Source organism: Anaerococcus provencensis, from assembly GCF_000312365.2.
Taxonomy (GTDB): Bacteria; Bacillota; Clostridia; order Tissierellales; family Peptoniphilaceae; genus Anaerococcus; species Anaerococcus provencensis.
Genome location: NZ_HG003686.1, coordinates 39,801 through 57,940, shown reverse-complemented (window position 1 = coordinate 57,940; position 18,140 = coordinate 39,801). Strand labels below are relative to the sequence as shown.

20 protein-coding genes and 1 tRNA gene are annotated in these 18,140 nt (G+C 34.0%); 2 read left to right on the top strand and 19 right to left on the bottom strand.

The features are described 5' to 3' along the window. Nucleotides 1-16: 16 nt before the first annotated feature. From BN38_RS02890 to BN38_RS02865, 6 genes are all read right to left on the bottom strand, one after another. Nucleotides 17-673 carry a lytic transglycosylase domain-containing protein gene (locus BN38_RS02890; protein ID WP_044565477.1) on the bottom strand — a complete coding sequence of 219 codons (657 nt, stop codon included), beginning with the start codon at nucleotides 671-673 and terminating at the stop codon, nucleotides 17-19. Then, entirely contained in the window at nucleotides 670-1,263 is a 594-nt protein-coding gene (gene coaE, locus BN38_RS02885; protein WP_044565476.1) for a dephospho-CoA kinase, read from the bottom strand. Before coaE ends, BN38_RS02890 begins: the two co-directional genes overlap by 4 nt. Beyond that, the gene (gene polA / locus BN38_RS02880) at nucleotides 1,250-3,892 is read right to left on the bottom strand and encodes a DNA polymerase I (protein WP_044565475.1); all 2,643 of its coding nucleotides are present in this window, start codon (nucleotides 3,890-3,892) and stop codon (nucleotides 1,250-1,252) included. The genes coaE and polA overlap by 14 nt, the downstream gene beginning before the upstream one ends. 317 nt (nucleotides 3,893-4,209) lie before the next feature. Next, nucleotides 4,210-4,296, bottom strand: a tRNA-Leu gene (locus tag BN38_RS02875). 30 nt (nucleotides 4,297-4,326) lie between these two features. Further along, nucleotides 4,327-4,881 carry a phosphatase PAP2 family protein gene (locus tag BN38_RS02870; protein ID WP_044565474.1) on the bottom strand — a complete coding sequence of 185 codons (555 nt, stop codon included), beginning with the start codon at nucleotides 4,879-4,881 and terminating at the stop codon, nucleotides 4,327-4,329. 1 nt (nucleotide 4,882) lies between these two features. Next, nucleotides 4,883-6,178: a CapA family protein gene (locus tag BN38_RS02865; RefSeq protein ID WP_049944433.1), complete on the bottom strand. Its 1,296-nt coding sequence runs from the start codon at nucleotides 6,176-6,178 to the stop codon at nucleotides 4,883-4,885. Between the two features lie 92 nt (nucleotides 6,179-6,270). Here BN38_RS02865 and BN38_RS02860 point away from each other — a divergent pair, with 92 nt between their 5' ends. Then, nucleotides 6,271-6,690, top strand: coding sequence for a PaaI family thioesterase (locus BN38_RS02860; RefSeq protein ID WP_044565473.1), 420 nt, complete (start codon nucleotides 6,271-6,273; stop codon nucleotides 6,688-6,690). Between the two features lie 18 nt (nucleotides 6,691-6,708). Here BN38_RS02860 and BN38_RS02855 read toward each other — a convergent pair whose 3' ends face one another. From BN38_RS02855 to BN38_RS02800, 12 genes are all read right to left on the bottom strand, one after another. After that, nucleotides 6,709-7,224: a hypothetical protein gene (locus BN38_RS02855; RefSeq protein ID WP_044565472.1), complete on the bottom strand. Its 516-nt coding sequence runs from the start codon at nucleotides 7,222-7,224 to the stop codon at nucleotides 6,709-6,711. A 147-nt stretch (nucleotides 7,225-7,371) separates the two neighbouring features. After that, nucleotides 7,372-9,264: a lysine--tRNA ligase gene (gene lysS / locus BN38_RS02850; RefSeq protein WP_044565471.1), complete on the bottom strand. Its 1,893-nt coding sequence runs from the start codon at nucleotides 9,262-9,264 to the stop codon at nucleotides 7,372-7,374. Nucleotides 9,265-9,277: 13 nt separating this feature from the next. Next, nucleotides 9,278-9,751, bottom strand: coding sequence for a transcription elongation factor GreA (gene greA, locus BN38_RS02845; protein ID WP_044565470.1), 474 nt, complete (start codon nucleotides 9,749-9,751; stop codon nucleotides 9,278-9,280). After that, nucleotides 9,738-10,715, bottom strand: coding sequence for a tRNA dihydrouridine synthase DusB (dusB, locus tag BN38_RS02840; protein WP_044565469.1), 978 nt, complete (start codon nucleotides 10,713-10,715; stop codon nucleotides 9,738-9,740). Before dusB ends, greA begins: the two co-directional genes overlap by 14 nt. Next, nucleotides 10,696-11,481 (bottom strand): type III pantothenate kinase, encoded by a 786-nt coding sequence (locus BN38_RS02835; protein WP_044565468.1) that lies wholly within the window; start codon nucleotides 11,479-11,481, stop codon nucleotides 10,696-10,698. The genes dusB and BN38_RS02835 overlap by 20 nt, the downstream gene beginning before the upstream one ends. A gap of 69 nt (nucleotides 11,482-11,550) precedes the next feature. Then, a complete protein-coding gene (locus BN38_RS02830; RefSeq protein ID WP_044565467.1) occupies nucleotides 11,551-12,045 on the bottom strand; it encodes a DUF5673 domain-containing protein in 495 nt (164 codons plus the stop codon). 36 nt (nucleotides 12,046-12,081) lie between these two features. Next, complete coding sequence (gene hpt, locus BN38_RS02825; protein WP_044565466.1) at nucleotides 12,082-12,645, bottom strand: hypoxanthine phosphoribosyltransferase; 564 nt, start codon at nucleotides 12,643-12,645, stop codon at nucleotides 12,082-12,084. Then, complete coding sequence (gene tilS / locus BN38_RS02820; protein WP_044565465.1) at nucleotides 12,638-13,999, bottom strand: tRNA lysidine(34) synthetase TilS; 1,362 nt, start codon at nucleotides 13,997-13,999, stop codon at nucleotides 12,638-12,640. Before tilS ends, hpt begins: the two co-directional genes overlap by 8 nt. Continuing rightward, nucleotides 13,983-14,342, bottom strand: coding sequence for an FtsB family cell division protein (locus BN38_RS02815; protein ID WP_049944432.1), 360 nt, complete (start codon nucleotides 14,340-14,342; stop codon nucleotides 13,983-13,985). Before BN38_RS02815 ends, tilS begins: the two co-directional genes overlap by 17 nt. Further along, the gene (locus tag BN38_RS02810; RefSeq protein ID WP_044565464.1) at nucleotides 14,335-14,580 is read right to left on the bottom strand and encodes an RNA-binding S4 domain-containing protein; all 246 of its coding nucleotides are present in this window, start codon (nucleotides 14,578-14,580) and stop codon (nucleotides 14,335-14,337) included. The genes BN38_RS02815 and BN38_RS02810 overlap by 8 nt, the downstream gene beginning before the upstream one ends. A gap of 77 nt (nucleotides 14,581-14,657) precedes the next feature. Beyond that, a complete protein-coding gene (locus BN38_RS10720) occupies nucleotides 14,658-15,476 on the bottom strand; it encodes a YsnF/AvaK domain-containing protein (protein WP_049944431.1) in 819 nt (272 codons plus the stop codon). A 110-nt stretch (nucleotides 15,477-15,586) separates the two neighbouring features. After that, the gene (locus BN38_RS02800) at nucleotides 15,587-15,805 is read right to left on the bottom strand and encodes a DUF2382 domain-containing protein (protein WP_154649913.1); all 219 of its coding nucleotides are present in this window, start codon (nucleotides 15,803-15,805) and stop codon (nucleotides 15,587-15,589) included. A 74-nt stretch (nucleotides 15,806-15,879) separates the two neighbouring features. Here BN38_RS02800 and BN38_RS02795 point away from each other — a divergent pair, with 74 nt between their 5' ends. After that, on the top strand, nucleotides 15,880-16,914 hold the full coding sequence (locus BN38_RS02795) for a DNA polymerase IV (RefSeq protein WP_044565461.1): 1,035 nt from the start codon (nucleotides 15,880-15,882) through the stop codon (nucleotides 16,912-16,914). A gap of 173 nt (nucleotides 16,915-17,087) precedes the next feature. Here the strand turns inward: BN38_RS02795 and recA are convergent, their stop codons facing one another. Then, nucleotides 17,088-18,134 (bottom strand): recombinase RecA, encoded by a 1,047-nt coding sequence (gene recA / locus BN38_RS02790; protein WP_044565460.1) that lies wholly within the window; start codon nucleotides 18,132-18,134, stop codon nucleotides 17,088-17,090. Nucleotides 18,135-18,140: the final 6 nt, after the last annotated feature.

The following is an 18,140-nucleotide window of genomic DNA, read 5'->3' as shown; positions in this document are numbered from 1 at the left end:
ACTATTGAGCAACCAATTAGGCAATATCATCTATAATATTGCCCAAAAAAACCATAAAATTATTATATGCTAGTTGCCCCAAATCTGATAAGTCAAAGTTTGTTGGCAGTCCATCTTTGTAAAAAGTCTTGTAAACTTCATAATTTGCCATAACTTTTATCACATATTGTCTAGTTTCATCGAAAGGTATCTTTGAGATATCTGGATTTTCTTTATCAAGAATTCCTTGATCTATCCATTTGTCGACATTTCCTACCCCACCATTGTAGGCTGCAAGGGCTAATTCCTTATTGTTGTAATAATTATATAGGTAGTTGTAATAGCCAACTCCAAGTTTGAGGTTGTAATCAATGTCATTTAGCTTATCTGGATAGTAGTCCTCTCCAATTACTTCTGCTGAGTGTTTGGCAGTTTCATCTAATAACTGCATCAAACCCTTGGCTCCTTGGTGAGATTGTGCATCATTATCAAAATCTGATTCGACCTTTACAATAGAAGCTGTAAGCAAGGGATCGACATTGTATTTATCTGAATACTCATTTATCTGATCTTGGTAATTTATCTGAGTTCTAGATGTTTGGTAGGCAATCACCCCATAGCTTACTGCCACTAGGGTAAGGATTGTCAGAAGAATAAAGCCTAAGACTTTTCCTATAAATTTTAAAACTTTCATAATAAATCCTTTTTTTCCAAAACTATTTTTAATTCTTTAATCAAATCTGCTACAGAACCGCTATTGTCAAAAACTACATCGCTTTGCTCTTGCATTTGGATTTGCTCTTTTTGCTTTTCTATCTTTTCTTTGGCATAGGATGCATCTATATTATCTCGATCCATCAGCCTTTCTACTTGGGTATCATGTTTTGCAGTAACAAGCCAAACTTCATCACAAGCAAATTTATCTTTCATTTGAAAATATAAAGGAATTTCTACAAAAACCACTTTTTCATCCAGGCTATCAATAGTTTTTTCTAGCTCGTTAATTATATTTTTGTGGGTTAATTGATTTAATTCCAATAATTTATCTTTATCAGAAAAAATAATTTTAGCTAATTTTTTCTTATCCAAGTTGTCAACATCAAAGGCATCGGTAAAGGAAGGTGAATTCTTGATAGCCTGGTAATTTAAACCATCAACTTCTAATAATCGCCTGTTTGTTTCATCAGCAGATAGGACTGTAAAACCCAAATCGGCTAATAGCCTTGATAAGGTAGACTTGCCAGAGGCTATAGTTCCTGTTATTACTATTTTATTTGGATTCATACATACTTTCTCCGGTATCTATATCAACTAATAGTGGTACAGGAAGTTTTGCGGCTTCTTCCATTGACTCTCTTAATATTTCTATAGCACGCTCCTTATCATAAATGCTTGATTCAAGGATAATCTCATCGTGAATTTGCAGGATAATTCTAGCATCAAGGCCAGCTTCTTTGAGCTTTTCATAAGTTTTTATCATAGCTATTTTTATGATATCAGCAGCTGTCCCTTGGATTGGGGTGTTTAAGGCTACTCTTTCTCCAAAACTTCTGACGTTGAAATTTCTTGATGAAATCTCTGGTACATATCTTCTTCTGTGAAATAGTGTTTCAGTATACCCTTGATCTCTTGCTTCTTTGATAATATTATCCATATATTTTTTGATATTTGGATAACTTGCCTTGTAATTTTCTATATAATCTTTAGCAACTTTTCTAGGAATATTTAGATTTTGAGAAAGACCGTAGTCGCTTATACCATATATTATCCCAAAATTTACAGCCTTGGCATTGTATCTTTGAACTTTTGTAACTTCCTCAAGCGGCGTATCAAAAACTTCTGATGCTGTCTTTGTGTGTATGTCTACACCATTTATAAAGGCATCTATCATATTTTGATCTTCTGATAGGGAAGCTAATATCCTAAGTTCTATCTGAGAATAGTCAGCATCTATCAAAATCATACCAGGACTTGCTTTAAAGGCTTTTCTGATTTTTCTACCCTCTTCAGTCCTGATAGGTAGGTTTTGAAGATTTGGTTCTGTTGATGAAAGTCTACCAGTCGATGCAATATTTTGTCTAAAAGTAGATCTTATCCTACCATCCTCATCTATAGAATTTTCAAGTCCTTCGATATAGGTTGAACGCAGCTTGTACATTTCCCTGTATTGTTCGATTTTTGGTATTATTTGGTGCTTATCCCTAAGTTTTTCCAAAACTGATGCATCAGTAGAATATCCTGTTTTGGTTTTTTTGATAACAGGCAAGTCCAAGTCTTTAAATAAGACTTCTCCAAGTTGCTTGGTAGAATTAATATTAAATTCTGATCCTGCCATTTCATATATTTCTCTTGTAAGAGTCTCTATAATCTCATCTATCTCAGCTTTTAAGCCTTCCAAAACTTGTCTATCTGTCACAAATCCAGCAATTTCCATCTCTGATAAAACCTTGGATAATTTTATTTCTATGTCCTTATAAAGGTCATACATTTGATAATCTTTAAGTTCGTAAGCTAGCTTATCCTTTGTATTTTCCAGTGTATAGAGGATAGATCCTAGGTAGTTACCCAAATCATCCTGGTCGATATCCATATATGATTTAGTTTTTGCTCCCTTACCAATAAGATCAACCGAACTTATAACTTCGTAATCAGAGTAATCTTGGCTTAAGGTTTTTACATCATATGATGATCTGGAAGGATCTATCAGATAGTGCATGAGCATTAGGTCATGGTAAGGTAATTCTACATCTATGCCGATTTTATCGAGTAAGACTATGTCTTCTTTGATATCAAATGAGTTCTTTATTATCTTCCCATCTGCAAAAATTTCTTTAAAATCTCCAACAAAATCTTCATCTGGGTCTACGATAAATGTTTTTGAATCTTTTGTTTTTATAGCAATCTTATAAATATTTGAGTGGATGTAGTTATCCCCATCATATATGGCCTTAAAAGTAAATTCTTTGCCACTTTTTATCTTATCAACTAAAGCTTTTAAGTCATTTGTTGTATCTAGGTCAAAAGATTTTTCTTCTACTGCTACATCGCTATTTTTATCAAGTTTTTCTATAAATTTATTAAAATTATACTTAGAAAATTTCTCTCTAAGGTTTTTCTCATCAACTTGACCTAATTTCAAATCATCTAAGTCAATTTCTACTGGTGCATTAGTGACAATGGTTCCGATTTTCTTGCTCATATAGGCAATGTGCTCGCTGTCAATCAGATTTTGCTTAGTCTTTTTCCCAGAAACCTCATCTATATGCTCGTAAAGCCCCTCTATTGACCCATAGTCTTTGATAAATCCTATAGCTTTTTTAGGACCGATACCATCTACACCTGGTATATTATCTGACTTATCACCCTCAAGTCCCTTAACATCTATAAGTTGTTTTGGACTTAGGCCAAATTCTTCTTTAATGGTAGATACATTGTATTCCACCATATCGGAAATACCCTTTTTGGTAAGATAGACAGTTATATTTTCATCAACCAACTGCAGATAGTCCCTATCCCCAGTGATTACTACGACCTTATAACCAGCTTCTTGGCCCATATTTGCATAGGTTCCTACAATATCATCAGCTTCGTATCCATCAAGGTCAGTATATTGTACCCCCATTGAATCAAGGATGTCTTTTAGAATTCCAAATTGATAAGAAAGTTCTGATGGCATCTTATCTCTAGTAGCCTTGTAATCTTTAAATTCGTCATGACGGAAAGTTTTGCCAGACCTGTCAAAAGCAACAAGTACTGAATCTGGCTTATATGTATCAAAGGCATTTTGGTACATGGTCAAAAATCCATATACACCATTTGTCATAACCCCATCATTGTTTGTAAGATTAGGCAGAGCAAAAAAAGCCCTAAATATTAAACTTGATCCATCAATTAACATTAGTGTTTTTGTCATAAGAACTCCTTAGTAATAGTATAACGCATATGGTTGATATTTTAAAGATTGCATTAAAAAAAGCCCATAATCTGTTGATTATGAGCATTTTTAATATGTATTGAAGCTTTTTTGGTCCTCGACCCTAAAGGGTCTGCGGTTGTTTCGTGCCTATAGGGCACGACCCCTCTCTGCGCCGGGGAGGCGAGTTTAGTCCTCTCTTAGCCGGGCGGGCTTGTTTATATTGTGCCTTCGGCAGTTTTTAGGTCCTCACTTCGTTGCGGTTGTTTCGCGACTTTTGGTCGCGAGGCCTCTCAGGAAGCCGGCCAGGCTTGTTGTGGTGCCGGTGGTGGGACTCGAACCCACACGCCCTGGTGGACAACAGAGTTTGAGTCTGTCTCGTCTGCCAATTCCAACACACCGGCAAAATGGTTACTAAGATAGTATACCATATTTTATTTGCCTTGTAAACGCAGTTTTTTATAATATCCCGAAAAATAAAATTTCATTGATAATATTCCTATTACAATGCCAAGTATTATACCTGCTAGAATGTCTGAAGGAAAGTGGACGTGGAGGTATAGCCTGCTAAATGAGATTAATATAGCCAAAACTAAGGTGAATATTCTTAGAAATTTTGATTTACCCATAAATAGTATAATTGTCGCAAATGTGGTGGCGTATGAGCTGTGGCCTGATGGGAATGAGGCATTGCCTACTTTTGGTATTAATAATTCTAATCCTTTTACATATTCATATGGTCTTGTCCTATCAACTATGTTTTTTAGGCCCAGGTTTATAATTATTAAGTTTCCTATAAAGGCAATAATCATTATTTGGGCCATTTTTTTGTATTCCTTTGTTGATAGGAATACTATGATTAAACATATCCAAAGTATTGCTCCATTTCCTAGAGAAGATATGGCAACCATAAATTCATCTAGAAATGGTCTTCTTATTTTTTGTATAGCATTTAGTATAGAAAGTTCAAAGCTTATAAAAGAATTCATTCTAATTTCCCTTATCTATGGTTTCAACAGTCATATCATAAGCTTGTTGGATTCTCGATCTTTGGTAGTCATCAACTTCGTCATAGTATTTTCCACCATCTAGGAAATCTTCTGCCACATGACTTTGAACACTTGTTCCAAAGTCATTATATTTTACGCCTACCCAAATAGGGTGTGCTTCTATATTTTCAATTGATGTTGATCCATTTTTAGGATTTTTAGCCAATTCTATTTCATAGCTTACTGCTTGTTCTGTTCTAATATCGTTGTTGTTTTCAAGGTTTTGGAAAGAGATAAAGTTTCCTAGAGCATAGGCTATAAAGCCAGTCCTACCATCACTAGCTTCGTAGTATTCGTACGGTTCAACAACGTGTGGGTGGTTGCCTATGACAAGGTCTGCTCCCCATTCAATCATCTCTCTACCTAGATCTACTTGATCAGCACTTGGATCAGAATGATATTCTATGCCCCAATGTGGATAGACGATTACAAAATCCGCTCCATTTGCCTTAGCTTCTTTGATGTCAGATTGTATTTCTTCTGGGTGCAAGTAGTTTAATTCTGGTATTTCTTCTCTAACTTGAACTAGGTCAACTAGGCCATTTGCTCCATAAGTATAGGCTAAAAAGGCTAATTTTATTCCATTGACATTTTTATACAAAATTCTGCTTTGGCCAGATTTTTTTGAACCCACATGGTCAATGCCAAATTCATCCATAGCTTCAATTGTTGTAAATAAGCCTTCGACCTCTGTGTCAAGTGAGTGGTTATTGGCTGTTGAAAGAACATCAAAGCCTGCATCTTTGATAGCTTCTAGGTATTCCTTTGGTGCATTAAATCTAGGAAAGCCAGCATATGCTAGGTTTGGATTGGTTGTTGTTTCATAATTTCCTATAGAAATATCTGCATCACTAATATAGTCACTGACATAAGCAAATGAATCTGAGAAATCATAGGCACCGCCACCCTTATTGTAGGCATATTGGATTTGTGCAAGGTGGGCCATGATATCTCCAAAAGTCTTTATCTTAACTGTATTCAGTTTTCGATCTTCTTGGTCTTCTTGATTATCTTCAGCTTCTTTTTTATCAGTTTCCTGACCATTTTCTTCTATAACTTCCTCGCTTTGATTACTTTCATCAATGCTTTCATCTCTTTGGTTTTGATTGATATTTTCAATTAAATCAGCTGTTCTAACTACTTCTTTTTCACTAGTAGGTTCAGCTTCTTTGCTAGAACAAGCTACCAAAAAAACACTAAGGAATAATACACTAAAAATTTTTCTACTTATTTTCACTAATTGCTCCTAATATTCTAAATATTATACTATATATATTCTACAACATTTTACGCTTTAAGGGTATAAGTATCTAATGTATGGAGGAGATTATGACTTTTAACGATACTTTAGCTGTAGAAATACACGAAATGAATGACCAATATTTGGAGATGAGAATCCCCTTAAAAGATGAATATAAAAATGAACTTGGAGCTGTACACGGAGCTATAATTATGGCTCTTGCTGATGTTGCAACTGGTCTTTTGGCCAACCAAGTAAAATATACCGCTCCAACACAAAGCTCATATACAAATTTTCTAAGACCAATACTTAATACTGAATATATTTATGCTAAATCTGAAATAATTAAAAGAGGAAAAAGAACTGTTACTGTAGATTGCAAAATATGGTCCGATGATACAAAACTCGCTGCTGTTAATAGATCAGAATATGCTATAGTTGATAATATAGATAAGAAGCCATCTAAACTTACAGAAAGTTTAAAATCAGGAAATTATAAAAGATACTAAAAAACATCTAGAATTAATCTAGATGTTTTCTTTTATATACTTCAAAGCATCGCGTTTTCCCTTGCTGTTAGCTATGAGAAAAACTCCTATAGCAAATAACAATACGAGAAAAGAATTAAGGTATTTGAGATAATCTTCTTGGATAATAGTATTGGTTTTGAATAAAAAATAAAAACTCAAGCTTAATACAATTATCAAAATTCCTATGATCAAATCACGTCTGAAAATCTTTTTAACTTCTATGGACCTATCATCCACATAGTCATAAGCTGCAACAGTGTATTTTGTCTTATTTTCATGCTTAAGTGAACTTATCTTATAATTACTTACTACTATCATCAATAAGCCAAGAGCTGCAATAATTATAGTCGGTATGTATTTGTTCTCTTCTTGTTGACTTTCAATAATAAGCAAGGGGATAAATGATATAATAACTAATAAAATTCCTATGGATAAAAATAATGTTGCAAGATTATAATTTTTGATAAATTTTTTCGCTACACTTGTATCCTTGTAATTTGAAATATCTGCCATAATAACTCCTTTAAGGAAATTATACCCCAGCTTATTTGATTTATAGATTTTTTCTTAAAAATATTTATACATTTAGATAAAAAGGATTATTAGAATAGGATATTAAAAAACTTCCCAATCTTTTTAAGACTAGGAAGTTTGTTTTAATTATTCTATTTTTGCTCCTGCTGGTATTCTATTGCTTACCATTAGAACATTTAGACCTTCTTCGCCATTTTGCTCGTGGATGGCTGAAAGAATCATACCATTTGATTCTTCTCCCATCATAGCTCTTGGTGGAAGATTCACTATAGCTACTAGGTTTTTACCTATTAATTCTTCTGGCTTGTAGTATTGTTTGATACCAGATAGGATAATTCTATCTTCTCCACTACCATCATCTAGGGTGAATTTTAATAGTTTCTTAGATTTTGGTACTTCTTCACAATTTTTAACTTTAACTACTCTAAAGTCACAAGCTGCAAAATTATCAAAGTCTATGTCATCATAGAATTCTTCTGTTGTGACACCTGTAAAGTCTATAACTTCTTCTTCGTGATCAAGAGTTTGAACGCTTGCCTCTTTGTTTTCAACAGCATTTTTGCCTGTTGGTTTCATTGTTGGGAACAGCAATACGTCACGGATTGAATGTTGGCCTGTTAGAAGCATTATAACCCTATCTATGCCTATACCTAGACCACCTGTTGGAGGAAGTCCTACTTCTAGGGCATTTACAAAGTCATAGTCCATCATTTGAGCTTCATCGTCACCTTTTTCACGTTTTGCTACTTGAGCTTCAAATCTTTCTCTTTGGTCAGCTGCATCGTTAAGTTCTGAGAAGGCATTTGCTACTTCTTTTCCGTTGATGAAGGCTTCAAACCTGTATGTTAATGATTTGTCGTCATTCTTTCTTTTTGCAAGTGGTGATATTTCCACTGGATAATCTATGATAAATGTTGGTTGGATAAGTTTTTCTTCTACAAATTCTTCAAAGAATTCTGCGATAATTTCGCCACGGCTTTCCTTAACTTCAACATTTTTCTCTTTAGCTATTGCGACTGCATCTTCATAGCTTGTGATTTCGTTAAAGTCAACGCCTGTTTCTTCTTTGATTGCATCAATCATTGGAAGTCTTCTCCATGGTGCCTTTAGTTCGATTTCTTTGCCATCGTATTCTATACTTGTTTTACCAAGTACATTTGTAGCAACAGTTTCAATCAAATGCTCAGTAATTTCCATCATGTCGTCATAATCACCATAGGCTTGGTATAATTCCATAGCTGTATACTCTGGGTTATGAGTTGCATCCATTCCTTCGTTTCTGAACATTCTGCCCATTTCATATACTTTATCAAAACCACCAACTATTAGTCTCTTTAGGTAAAGCTCGTTTGCAATTCTTAGATACATATCTATATCTAGGGTATTGTGGTGGGTGATAAATGGACGAGCTGTTGCTCCACCTGCTATTGTATTTAGTATTGGTGTTTCAACTTCCAAAAATCCTCTATTATCCAAGAATTTTCTAATTTCAGAAATAATTTTACTTCTTAGTACAAAAACTTCTTTTACTTCAGGATTTACTATAAGATCAAGATATCTTTGTCTGTAACGAAGATCTGGGTCTTTTAGGCCGTGCCATTTTTCTGGAAGCATTTGCAAAGACTTTGTCAATAATTGAGGTGTGTGTGTTTCTATTGATATTTCACCTTGGTTAGTTTTGAAAACTTCACCTTCCACTCCAACTATATCACCAATATCGTATTTTTTAACTTCTTTGAATTCATCGCCAATTACATTTTTACGGTTTACAATTTGGATTATTCCACTTTCATCTTGGATATCCATAAAGCTCATATTACCGTGGCCACGTTTAGCCATAATACGGCCAGCTATTCTTGCTGATTTGCCCTCATATTCGTCAAAATTATCTTTGATTTCTTTTGATGGTGTACGGTCTTTGAAATTGACAATTTCATGAGGGTCCTTGCCATTTGCTTTTAATTCTTCTAGCTTTTCCCTCTTAATTCGTAGCATTTCATTTAAATCTTGATCTGTCATTTTCGCTCCTTTTTTAATTGATGCCTTTTACAGTGAAGTACATTTTCCCATTTGGAGTAACTACTTCAACTCTGTCATCTACTTTCTTACCCAATAGTGCTGCGCCAACAGGTGATTCGTTTGAAATAAATCCTTTTACTGGATCACTTTCTGCAGTACCTACTATTTTGTAGTCCAATGTTTCATCAAATTCTTCGTCAAAAACTGTTACAGTATTGCCTACTCCTACTACATCAGAGTTTAGGTCAACCTCTATAGTTTTTGCATTTCTAATCATATCTTCAACTTTTGCTATACGACTTTCAACTTCACCTTGTTCATTTTTAGCTTCGTCGTAGTCAGCATTTTCTGATAAGTCTCCAAAAGATCTTGCAATTTTGATTTTTTCTGCTATTTCTGGTCTTCTTTTTGTTTTAAGATATTCCAGTTCATCTTCTAGCTTTTCTAGGTACTCTTTTGATAAAATTACTTCTTTATTCTCTGTCATTTTCTTCCTCTAAAACATCCTTATATTCATCTAACAAACTAAATATTTCTTCTTTAGTCTTTAGTGTATTTACTTTTTCTCTAATTTTTGTAGCGTTTGGAAGGCCCTTTATGTACCAGCCAACGTGCTTTCTCATTTGATTTACAACTAATCTCTCATCCTTATACAGCAAGGAGAGCTCGTATTGTTCGCGTATTTGATCAACTATTTCAGTTGGGCTAACCTTTTGGTAAGAACCATTTTTCAAATAATCTTTGATATACTTAAACAAGAATGGATTGCCCATGGCCCCTCTTGCAAGCATAACTCCATCGGCTTTTGTTTCATCCATTATATTGATAAAATCTTCTACTGTAAAGACATCGCCATTTGCTATTACTGGTATGGATAAATTTTCTTTTAGTATTCTTATATCTTCCCAGCTAGCCTTGCCTTGGTAGTGTTGGTCTCGTGTCCTTGCGTGAAGAATGACATAATCTATGCCATTTGCCTCACAAATTTTGCCAACTTCTAGGTAATTTTTGTGATTATCATCTACTCCAGTTCTAAACTTTACATTTATTATCTTATCAGTTGATTTTCTCAAAGCTTTTGTTATTCGGTCTACTTGGTCTAGGTCTTTCATGAGAGCAGAGCCTTCACCATTTTTAAAAATTTTTGGTGCAGGACAGCCCATATTAAAACTTATTTCACTTACATTATCCAGTGGGTTTATCTTTTCTTTTACTGCCTTTTCAATTCTTTCTAGATCCCTACCAAAAATTTGTATATTGGCATGTTTTTCCTTATCTGAAATAAACATTATCTCGTCAGTTTGTTTATTGTCAAAGGCCATGGCATTTACACTAACCATTTCAGTAAAAGTTTTGTCCGCTCCGTATTTTTCGCAAATAATGCGAAAGGCAACATCGGTTACTCCTGCAAGGGGAGCTAGCATTATTTCTTTATTTCTTGTTTCGCTCATAAATAATTCTTAGACCATCTAGCATCAAATCAGGCTCGATGATGTTAATATATTTTGATTCTACAGAAATAAGCTCAGAATATCCACCGGTTGCAATAACATTTATATCATCTTCTACATGATAGTCATTGCGAAGCTCTTTCATAATTTGTTCAACTAGACCATCAATCATTGATATATAACCAAAAACTATACCGGCATTCATACTTTCTGATGTGGTTGTGGCAATTGCACTCTTTGGCTCCCTAAGCTCAATTTTTGGTAATTGGGCAGTTGATCCAAACAAACCATCTTGGGCAATCTTTATGCCCGGTGCTATCGAACCACCAAGGTATGCTCCATCTTCGGTAATAACATCAAAGGTTATAGCTGTGCCCATATCCACTATAATAGATGGACCGCCATACTTACTATAAACAGCAACAGAATCTACAATTCTATCTGCCCCAACTTCTCTTGGAGAGTCATAGTCTATTGTTATTCCTGTATCAGTCTTATAATCAACTATCAAAGCCTCTCTGCCAAAAAGTTTCCTGTTGCAAGACTGCCAATTATACATTATATCTGGTACAACTGAAGAAATAATTGTATCTTCAATCTTGTCCTTATCTACATTATGAACGCCGAACATATTAAAAAGGGTAGCTACTAATTCATCGCTAGTTCGCTTTAAATTTGTAGCCACTCTATACCTAAATAATAATTCATCTTTGTCAAATACACCGAGAACTGTATTTGTATTTCCTATATCTACTACAAGTAACATCTTTTCTCCTTAGAGTAAATCACTAAAATTTAACTCTAATATAATACGGCAAAATCTGATAAAATCAAGCTATTTATTTAGTTTATATTTTCTAATTAGATTATTAATAGCTTCTATATCTTCTTTTTTTACTTTTACAATTTCATTTGTACTTTGATTGTCTTTTTTAACTTGCAAAACAAGGTCTGAGCTTTCCTTATCAAATCCCCATTTTTTAAGCTCTTTGTAGGTATAAAAATTAGAATTTGCTAGTATGCCATTTTCCCCAATATACATCTTGTTTTTGGAATATAGGCCAAATATAAGAGCTAGAACAATCATAACTCCCGCAGTTGCCATACTAGTTTTGTCGTTTAATTTGAATCCTTGGTAAAAATTAATAATGCCTGTAACTAACAAAACTACCAAAAGACCGATTTCTAATTTTGAAATTTCTCTACCAAATTCACCTACCTCACCACTTAATAGTGACTTGTTCTTTTTGCTTTTAAAAATCCTATATGCAAAAAACAAAATAATTGCTACATATAAAATCAAAATAAACATATCCATATTACCATTCATAGTAAAACCTCCTTAAATAAAAAAGGGCCGATAGCCCTAATCTTGCTCATTTTCATATACAGATCTTTTTAGAACACCTATATATGGGATATTTCTCATTAATTGATTATAGTCCAAACCATAGCCAACTACAAATTCATTTGGTATTTTAAATCCATACCAGTCAGCCTTGATATCTACCACTCGTCTTTCTGGCTTGTCTAGGAGAGTCACAATCTTGATATCCTTAGGATCTCTTTTTGATAGGTTATTTTTTAAGTTTAGTAGGGTATGGCCAGTATCTATAATATCCTCAACCAAAAGAACACTCTTATCCTTGATATCTGTATCCAAATCTTTTAGTATTTTGACATTGCCAGTTGAAGTTGTCCCCTCATAGGAAGAAACCGCCATAAATTCCATAGCCGTGTCTACTTTAACATACTTTGCAAGTTCAGACATAAACATAACAGATCCCTTTAGGATACCCACCATTATCAAAGGCCCTTGGCTGTCTGCATAATATTCGTTTATCGTCTTTGCAAGTTGTTTAATGCGAATATTAATACTATCTTCGTCTATTAAAACTTTTTCTATCATTAAATTTGTATCGCTAATCATTAGTAACCTCTATTCTCACTATTTTTTTTGTCCTCTGATCTATTTTGGCATCTTCTGCTAATCTATGAGAAACTAGCCAAATTATCTTGCCATCTGATAAGATAAGGGGAATCTTATCTCTTTCTATTTTATCAACTTTTTCATCAATAAAAAAATCTTTTAACTTCTTACTATGACCCAAACCAAGAGGATTGAACTTATCCCCATTCTTGCGAGTTCTTATCTCTAGGGGAAAGCTCAGCTTATCATAGTCAAAATATCCTATAGTTTTAGCTTTGTCTTTAGCCTTATCTACAAGGTCTGCTGATATAATATAGCCATTGAAATATTTTTTCTCTCCCAAAGATAAGTATATTTTTTCATCAGATAGTTGCTCACATATTATCTTTTTTAGATCATATGACTTGTAAGACTTTGAAAATTCCAAATCATCCTTGATGATTTTTTTGCCATTGGAAAGATTTGTTAGATTTATAAAGTCATCAATATTTTGTTTGCTAAAATCCTTAGTTGACCCATTCAAATCCTCAATTGCAGATCTTAATATCCTTGCTTGATAAGGGTAGGTTAAGCTTTCAAATCTGTCTTTATCCAAGCTAAGCTGATTATTTGAAGTGCTTTTTATTACATTCTCACTAAGATTTTTCATATTGTCATTTATAATTTCCAAATCATTTTTTACTAAATCAGAAAGTGAGAATATACTATCCTTAAGCCTTGGATTAATTTCTTCCATTCTTGGAATTATTTCATTTCTTATATAATTTCTAGTGTAGTCATTGGAAAAATTACTTTGATCAAGGGCGTAGGGAATATTATTCTCATTAAGATATGCTAAAATTTCCTTTTTTTCAAAAGTTAAAATAGGCCTTATAATATCTTCTGATCTAAAATCCATACCTCTTAAGCCATCTAGTCCCGTGCCTCTTATCATTCTCATAAGGATGGTTTCTGCTTGATCGTCCTTGTTGTGGGCAACAGCAATTTTCCCGTGGTCAAATTCTCTAGCAATATCCCTAAAAAATTCATACCTAAGTCTTCTGCCTGCATCTTCAGCTGAGATTTTCTTCTCCTTTGCAAAATCATCCATGCTGGCTCTCTTAACTCTCACATCAAGCTTAAGCTTTTTGCCTGTTTCTATTACTAGATTTTCATCATTAATAGCTTCTTTTCTATGTAGGTGATTGAGATGAGCAAGGACTATATTAATCTTATATTCTTCTTTTATTTGATTTAATAAGTAAATTAAAAACTGACTATCCGGCCCTCCGCTTGCTCCAACTATTATGGTATCGCCATAATCTATAAGATTGTGGGAAATTATATTATCTTTAAATCTAGTTAGAATCGTCATTATTCTCTTCGTTATTTTCTACATTCTGAGGATTCTCATCACTAGCATTTTCATCAGATTCTTTTTTGACCATGCCTAGCCTTTCTTTGGCTATCTTTTCCTTAAATTTATCTGTGTTTCTTATGTCATAGTCTTCTTCCAGGCTAGTGATTTCTTCGTCTAATTCTTGCATCTTCTTTTTGTTTGAAGTCATCTCTTGATCAAGTTCTCTAAGCTCAGCATCCATCTTGGAATTTGTGTAGTAGATAAAGCCAGCAAAAAGCAGTGTCAAGATAAGTATCATAGCAAAAAATCTAGTATTTTTAGCCTTTCTTTTTTTTGCATAAGACTTTTTTTTAGCCATCTATTACCTCATACATTTCATTAGCATCAGCTTTTTTGGCTCCGTCTATGATGTCCTTGACGCGAACTTTTAGATTGCTCTTGCCAAATACGATTTCTATCTCATCACCCTCATTTACAACAGAACCAGCTTTTGCAATATTGCCATTTATACTTACTCTGCCATTTTCACAAGCTTCTTTTGCTACTTGGCGTCTTTTTATTATTCTTGAATTCTTTAAAAATTTATCTATTCTCATAAGTAAATTTTACTTGATTTACTAATTTTATCCACTTAAAAAGCCCAGGATAACCTGGGCTAACACTTTACAATTTTTTATAATAGACCGTCTTTATCTGAATCAACTTCTTTAACATCACCTGATTCAACTACGTCAAGTTTTTCTTTTCTAACTTCTTCAGAAACTGTTTGATTTTCTGTTACATTTTCTCTGTTGATTTCTACTTCTTCGCTTATATAAGCTTCTTTATCAACTGTTACTCTTTCTTCATGGATTGGAATTCTGATTTCTTCATCTGTTGAATCGAAGTTATATCCATCAGCAACTTTTTCGCCATCTACTGCGTGACGTTCAATTGTTACTCTTTCTTTTTCAACTGGAACTTCAATCTCTTGAGTTTCAGTTACAACGTGTTTTTTAAGTCCGATTTCACCAGATTGAACTCTTTCTTTATTTACTCTTAGTCTTTCTTCGTGAAGTTGGATTTTTTCATCTTTAGAAAGGTCTTCTCTTTCAAGAATATCTTTGTCTATATAGTCTTTTCTATTTTCAAAAGCAGCATCGATATATTCAGGATTTTCTAGGTATCCTTCTCTTTCTATAGCTAGTACGTAGTTACCATTTTCAACTGCTCCAATTGCTTCATCAGAGACTGTACTGTCAAAGCCGAAATCACCAAAGTATGCTGGATCTAAATCTTCTCCTGTATAATAAGCATAAACTCCATTATATTCTGGATCTAATTCTTCTTTTCTTGCTCTATCTGAGATACCGTAGTATCTGAGAGTGTCATTGTTTTTGATTTCGTTTGCAGAAATAACTTCTAGTTCGCTGTCTTTAAAGCCTTGTGCTCTAAGTTGGTCGATTCTTGCTAATAGTTCTTCTTCGCTTCTGAATGTTTCAAAATTTGCCATTATAATCTCCTTTTAATGTAAGCATTCATGGTTGCCATCTTCTATTTCTTATATACCCGAGCTAAAAGCTCCTAAACATATAAATAATCATTTTTTAGCAAAATATTTTATTAATCTTCGTAATTTATTTTGCTTTCGTCTATGGAAATGACTTCCTTTCTAACAGGTACGCGAATAGTTTCCATCTCTATATATTTTTCACGTCTTATTATTATTTCTTCTACAACCCTTTTTTCTTTTCTGACAATAACCCTTTCTTCATGGAGGGGTATCACAATTTTTTCTCCTCTATTTAGTTTTTCTAAGTATTCATCTTTAATCTTATCCATATCAAAAAAGTCCTTTCCCTTATTCCTTGTATTTATACCCAAGATATATGTCGTATAATAGCAGTGGTGATAGTATGAACAATATTTTACATATAGATTGTGATGCCTTTTATGCTTCTTGTGAGGAACTTAGGAATCCAAGACTAAAAAACTTCCCTCTTGCAGTAGGAGGTCTCTCCAACAAGTCAATAATAACTACGGCCAATTACAAGGCTAGAAAATATGGCATCCACTCTGCAATGCCTGTTTTTATGGCAAAAGAGCTTTGTCCAGATCTCATATTGCTTAAGGTTGACCATCCTTATTATAGGAAGAAATCAAAAGAAGTCTTTGATATTATTAGAGATTACGCAATAAGCTTTGAGCAAGTTTCTATTGATGAGGCATATTTACAAATTTCTTCCAATAATCCTTATAAGCTAGCTGAAACTATACAAAACGACGTCTTTGACAAAACTCAAATCAACGTTTCTATAGGTATTTCTTATAATAAATTTTTGGCAAAACTTGCCAGCGATTGGAACAAACCTCATGGGATTAAGGAAATATCAAAAGATGACCTGCCAGATATCCTATTAGATCTTGATATAAAAAAAGTCCACGGTCTAGGTAGTCATGGAGTAGAAAAACTTAGAAAAATTGGCATTTACACTATCAGAGATTTGATGAAATTGGACCAAGAGTTTCTAATAGGGCTCTTTGGAAAGCATGGGACATATGTTTACAATGTGATTCGTGGAATAGATGATAGGGAAATTAATCCTACTAGGCAAAGAAAGTCTTTGGGTCGTGAGCGAACTTTTGCAAATAACACTAATGATATAAATACATTAAATGACTATTTATTAGAAATTTCAGAAAAAATAGAAAGTGATTTGGCTAGTAAAGACTTGCAGGGCAAAACTGTCAATTTAAAGCTAAAAAATGCTAACTTCAAAACTATAACAAGGGCCATAACCCTTCAAGAACCAGTCTACAAAAAAGATGACATATATCTTGCAGCATCTGACTTACTCAAAGACTCTTACAAAAATGAATACATTAGACTAATTGGAATCTCAATATCAAAACTTTTAGATAGAAATTCCAACCAACTTAGTTTTTTATAAGAAAGGGGCTGTTGCAAATTGATAGATATCTATCGTTCCATCATTGGAGTGCACTCTCAGAAAGTTTGAGGTTTAGCCCGCCGACTTAGGGAGGCTAAACTTTCTGGGAGGGTGCTCGAATGATATAGGAACGATTTATCTATTTTGCAACAGCCCCATTTATTCTTATAAAACTATTCCAAATCCAGACTTTCTTGTGTGTCTTCCCCATTTTCATTCATATTTTCTTTTAGTTCTGGTGCAAGGGTTGCTCTGATTTTTCCTTCGATTTCGTTCATTATATCTTGGTTTTCTTCTAGGTAAGTTTTTACATTTTCCCTACCTTGGCCTAGTTTCTCACCATCATAAGAAAACCATGAACCAGCCTTGTCAACTATGTCCATTTCTACAGCTGTATCTAGGATTACACCAGATTTTGATATACCTGTTCCATACATTATATCAAACTCGACTACTTTAAATGGTGGAGCTACCTTGTTTTTTACTACCTTTACTCTTGTACGAGATCCAATTGAATTGTCTCCTTCGGTTATTGTCTTTATTCTTCTGATATCAAGTCTTACTGATGAGTAGAATTTGAGGGCGCGGCCACCTGTTGTCGTCTCAGGTGATCCAAACATTACTCCAACTTTTTCACGTAGTTGGTTTATAAATACTACTGTTGTGTTTGATTTTGCAATAACACCAGTTAGCCTTCTTAGGGCTTGACTCATAAGTCTTGCCTGTAGGCCTACGTGGCTATCACCCATTTCACCTTCGATTTCTGCTCTAGGAACTAGGGCTGCTACAGAATCTATTACTATAAGATCTACTGCACCAGAACGAACTAGGGATTCTGCTATATCTAAGCCTTGCTCTCCAGTATCTGGTTGAGAAAGGATAAGATTATCTATGTCTACTCCTAAGTTTCTAGCGTAGTCTGCATCCATAGCATGCTCTGCGTCTATAAAAGCACACATATTGCCTTGTTTTTGGTCTTCGGCAATCATATGGAGGGCTAGGGTTGTCTTACCAGAAGATTCTGGTCCATAAATTTCTATAACCCTACCTCTTGGTATACCACCTATACCTAGAGCTATATCAAGGTTTATTGCTCCTGTTGGAATGGCAGAAACAGACACTCTTGGTGCTTCTCCCATCTTCATTATAGAGCCTTTGCCATATTTTTTTTCTATATTTTTAAAGGCTTGGTCTAAGGCCTTTTGTTTGTTTGCATCCATTTTTAT

What these genes read in the sequence shown, in the direction of transcription:
- BN38_RS02890 (WP_044565477.1), bottom strand. Translation starts at nt 673, where the DNA reads ATGAAAGTTTTAAAATTTATAGGAAAAGTCTTAGGCTTTATTCTTCTG.
- coaE (WP_044565476.1), bottom strand. Translation starts at nt 1,263, where the DNA reads ATGAATCCAAATAAAATAGTAATAACAGGAACTATAGCCTCTGGCAAG.
- polA (WP_044565475.1), bottom strand. Translation starts at nt 3,892, where the DNA reads ATGACAAAAACACTAATGTTAATTGATGGATCAAGTTTAATATTTAGG.
- BN38_RS02870 (WP_044565474.1), bottom strand. Translation starts at nt 4,881, where the DNA reads ATGAATTCTTTTATAAGCTTTGAACTTTCTATACTAAATGCTATACAA.
- BN38_RS02860 (WP_044565473.1), top strand. Translation starts at nt 6,271, where the DNA reads ATGACTTTTAACGATACTTTAGCTGTAGAAATACACGAAATGAATGAC.
- BN38_RS02855 (WP_044565472.1), bottom strand. Translation starts at nt 7,224, where the DNA reads ATGGCAGATATTTCAAATTACAAGGATACAAGTGTAGCGAAAAAATTT.
- lysS (WP_044565471.1), bottom strand. Translation starts at nt 9,264, where the DNA reads ATGACAGATCAAGATTTAAATGAAATGCTACGAATTAAGAGGGAAAAG.
- greA (WP_044565470.1), bottom strand. Translation starts at nt 9,751, where the DNA reads ATGACAGAGAATAAAGAAGTAATTTTATCAAAAGAGTACCTAGAAAAG.
- dusB (WP_044565469.1), bottom strand. Translation starts at nt 10,715, where the DNA reads ATGAGCGAAACAAGAAATAAAGAAATAATGCTAGCTCCCCTTGCAGGA.
- BN38_RS02835 (WP_044565468.1), bottom strand. Translation starts at nt 11,481, where the DNA reads ATGTTACTTGTAGTAGATATAGGAAATACAAATACAGTTCTCGGTGTA.
- BN38_RS02830 (WP_044565467.1), bottom strand. Translation starts at nt 12,045, where the DNA reads ATGAATGGTAATATGGATATGTTTATTTTGATTTTATATGTAGCAATT.
- hpt (WP_044565466.1), bottom strand. Translation starts at nt 12,645, where the DNA reads ATGATTAGCGATACAAATTTAATGATAGAAAAAGTTTTAATAGACGAA.
- tilS (WP_044565465.1), bottom strand. Translation starts at nt 13,999, where the DNA reads ATGACGATTCTAACTAGATTTAAAGATAATATAATTTCCCACAATCTT.
- BN38_RS02815 (WP_049944432.1), bottom strand. Translation starts at nt 14,342, where the DNA reads ATGGCTAAAAAAAAGTCTTATGCAAAAAAAAGAAAGGCTAAAAATACT.
- BN38_RS02810 (WP_044565464.1), bottom strand. Translation starts at nt 14,580, where the DNA reads ATGAGAATAGATAAATTTTTAAAGAATTCAAGAATAATAAAAAGACGC.
- BN38_RS10720 (WP_049944431.1), bottom strand. Translation starts at nt 15,476, where the DNA reads ATGGCAAATTTTGAAACATTCAGAAGCGAAGAAGAACTATTAGCAAGA.
- BN38_RS02800 (WP_154649913.1), bottom strand. Translation starts at nt 15,805, where the DNA reads ATGGATAAGATTAAAGATGAATACTTAGAAAAACTAAATAGAGGAGAA.
- BN38_RS02795 (WP_044565461.1), top strand. Translation starts at nt 15,880, where the DNA reads ATGAACAATATTTTACATATAGATTGTGATGCCTTTTATGCTTCTTGT.
- recA (WP_044565460.1), bottom strand. Translation starts at nt 18,134, where the DNA reads ATGGATGCAAACAAACAAAAGGCCTTAGACCAAGCCTTTAAAAATATA.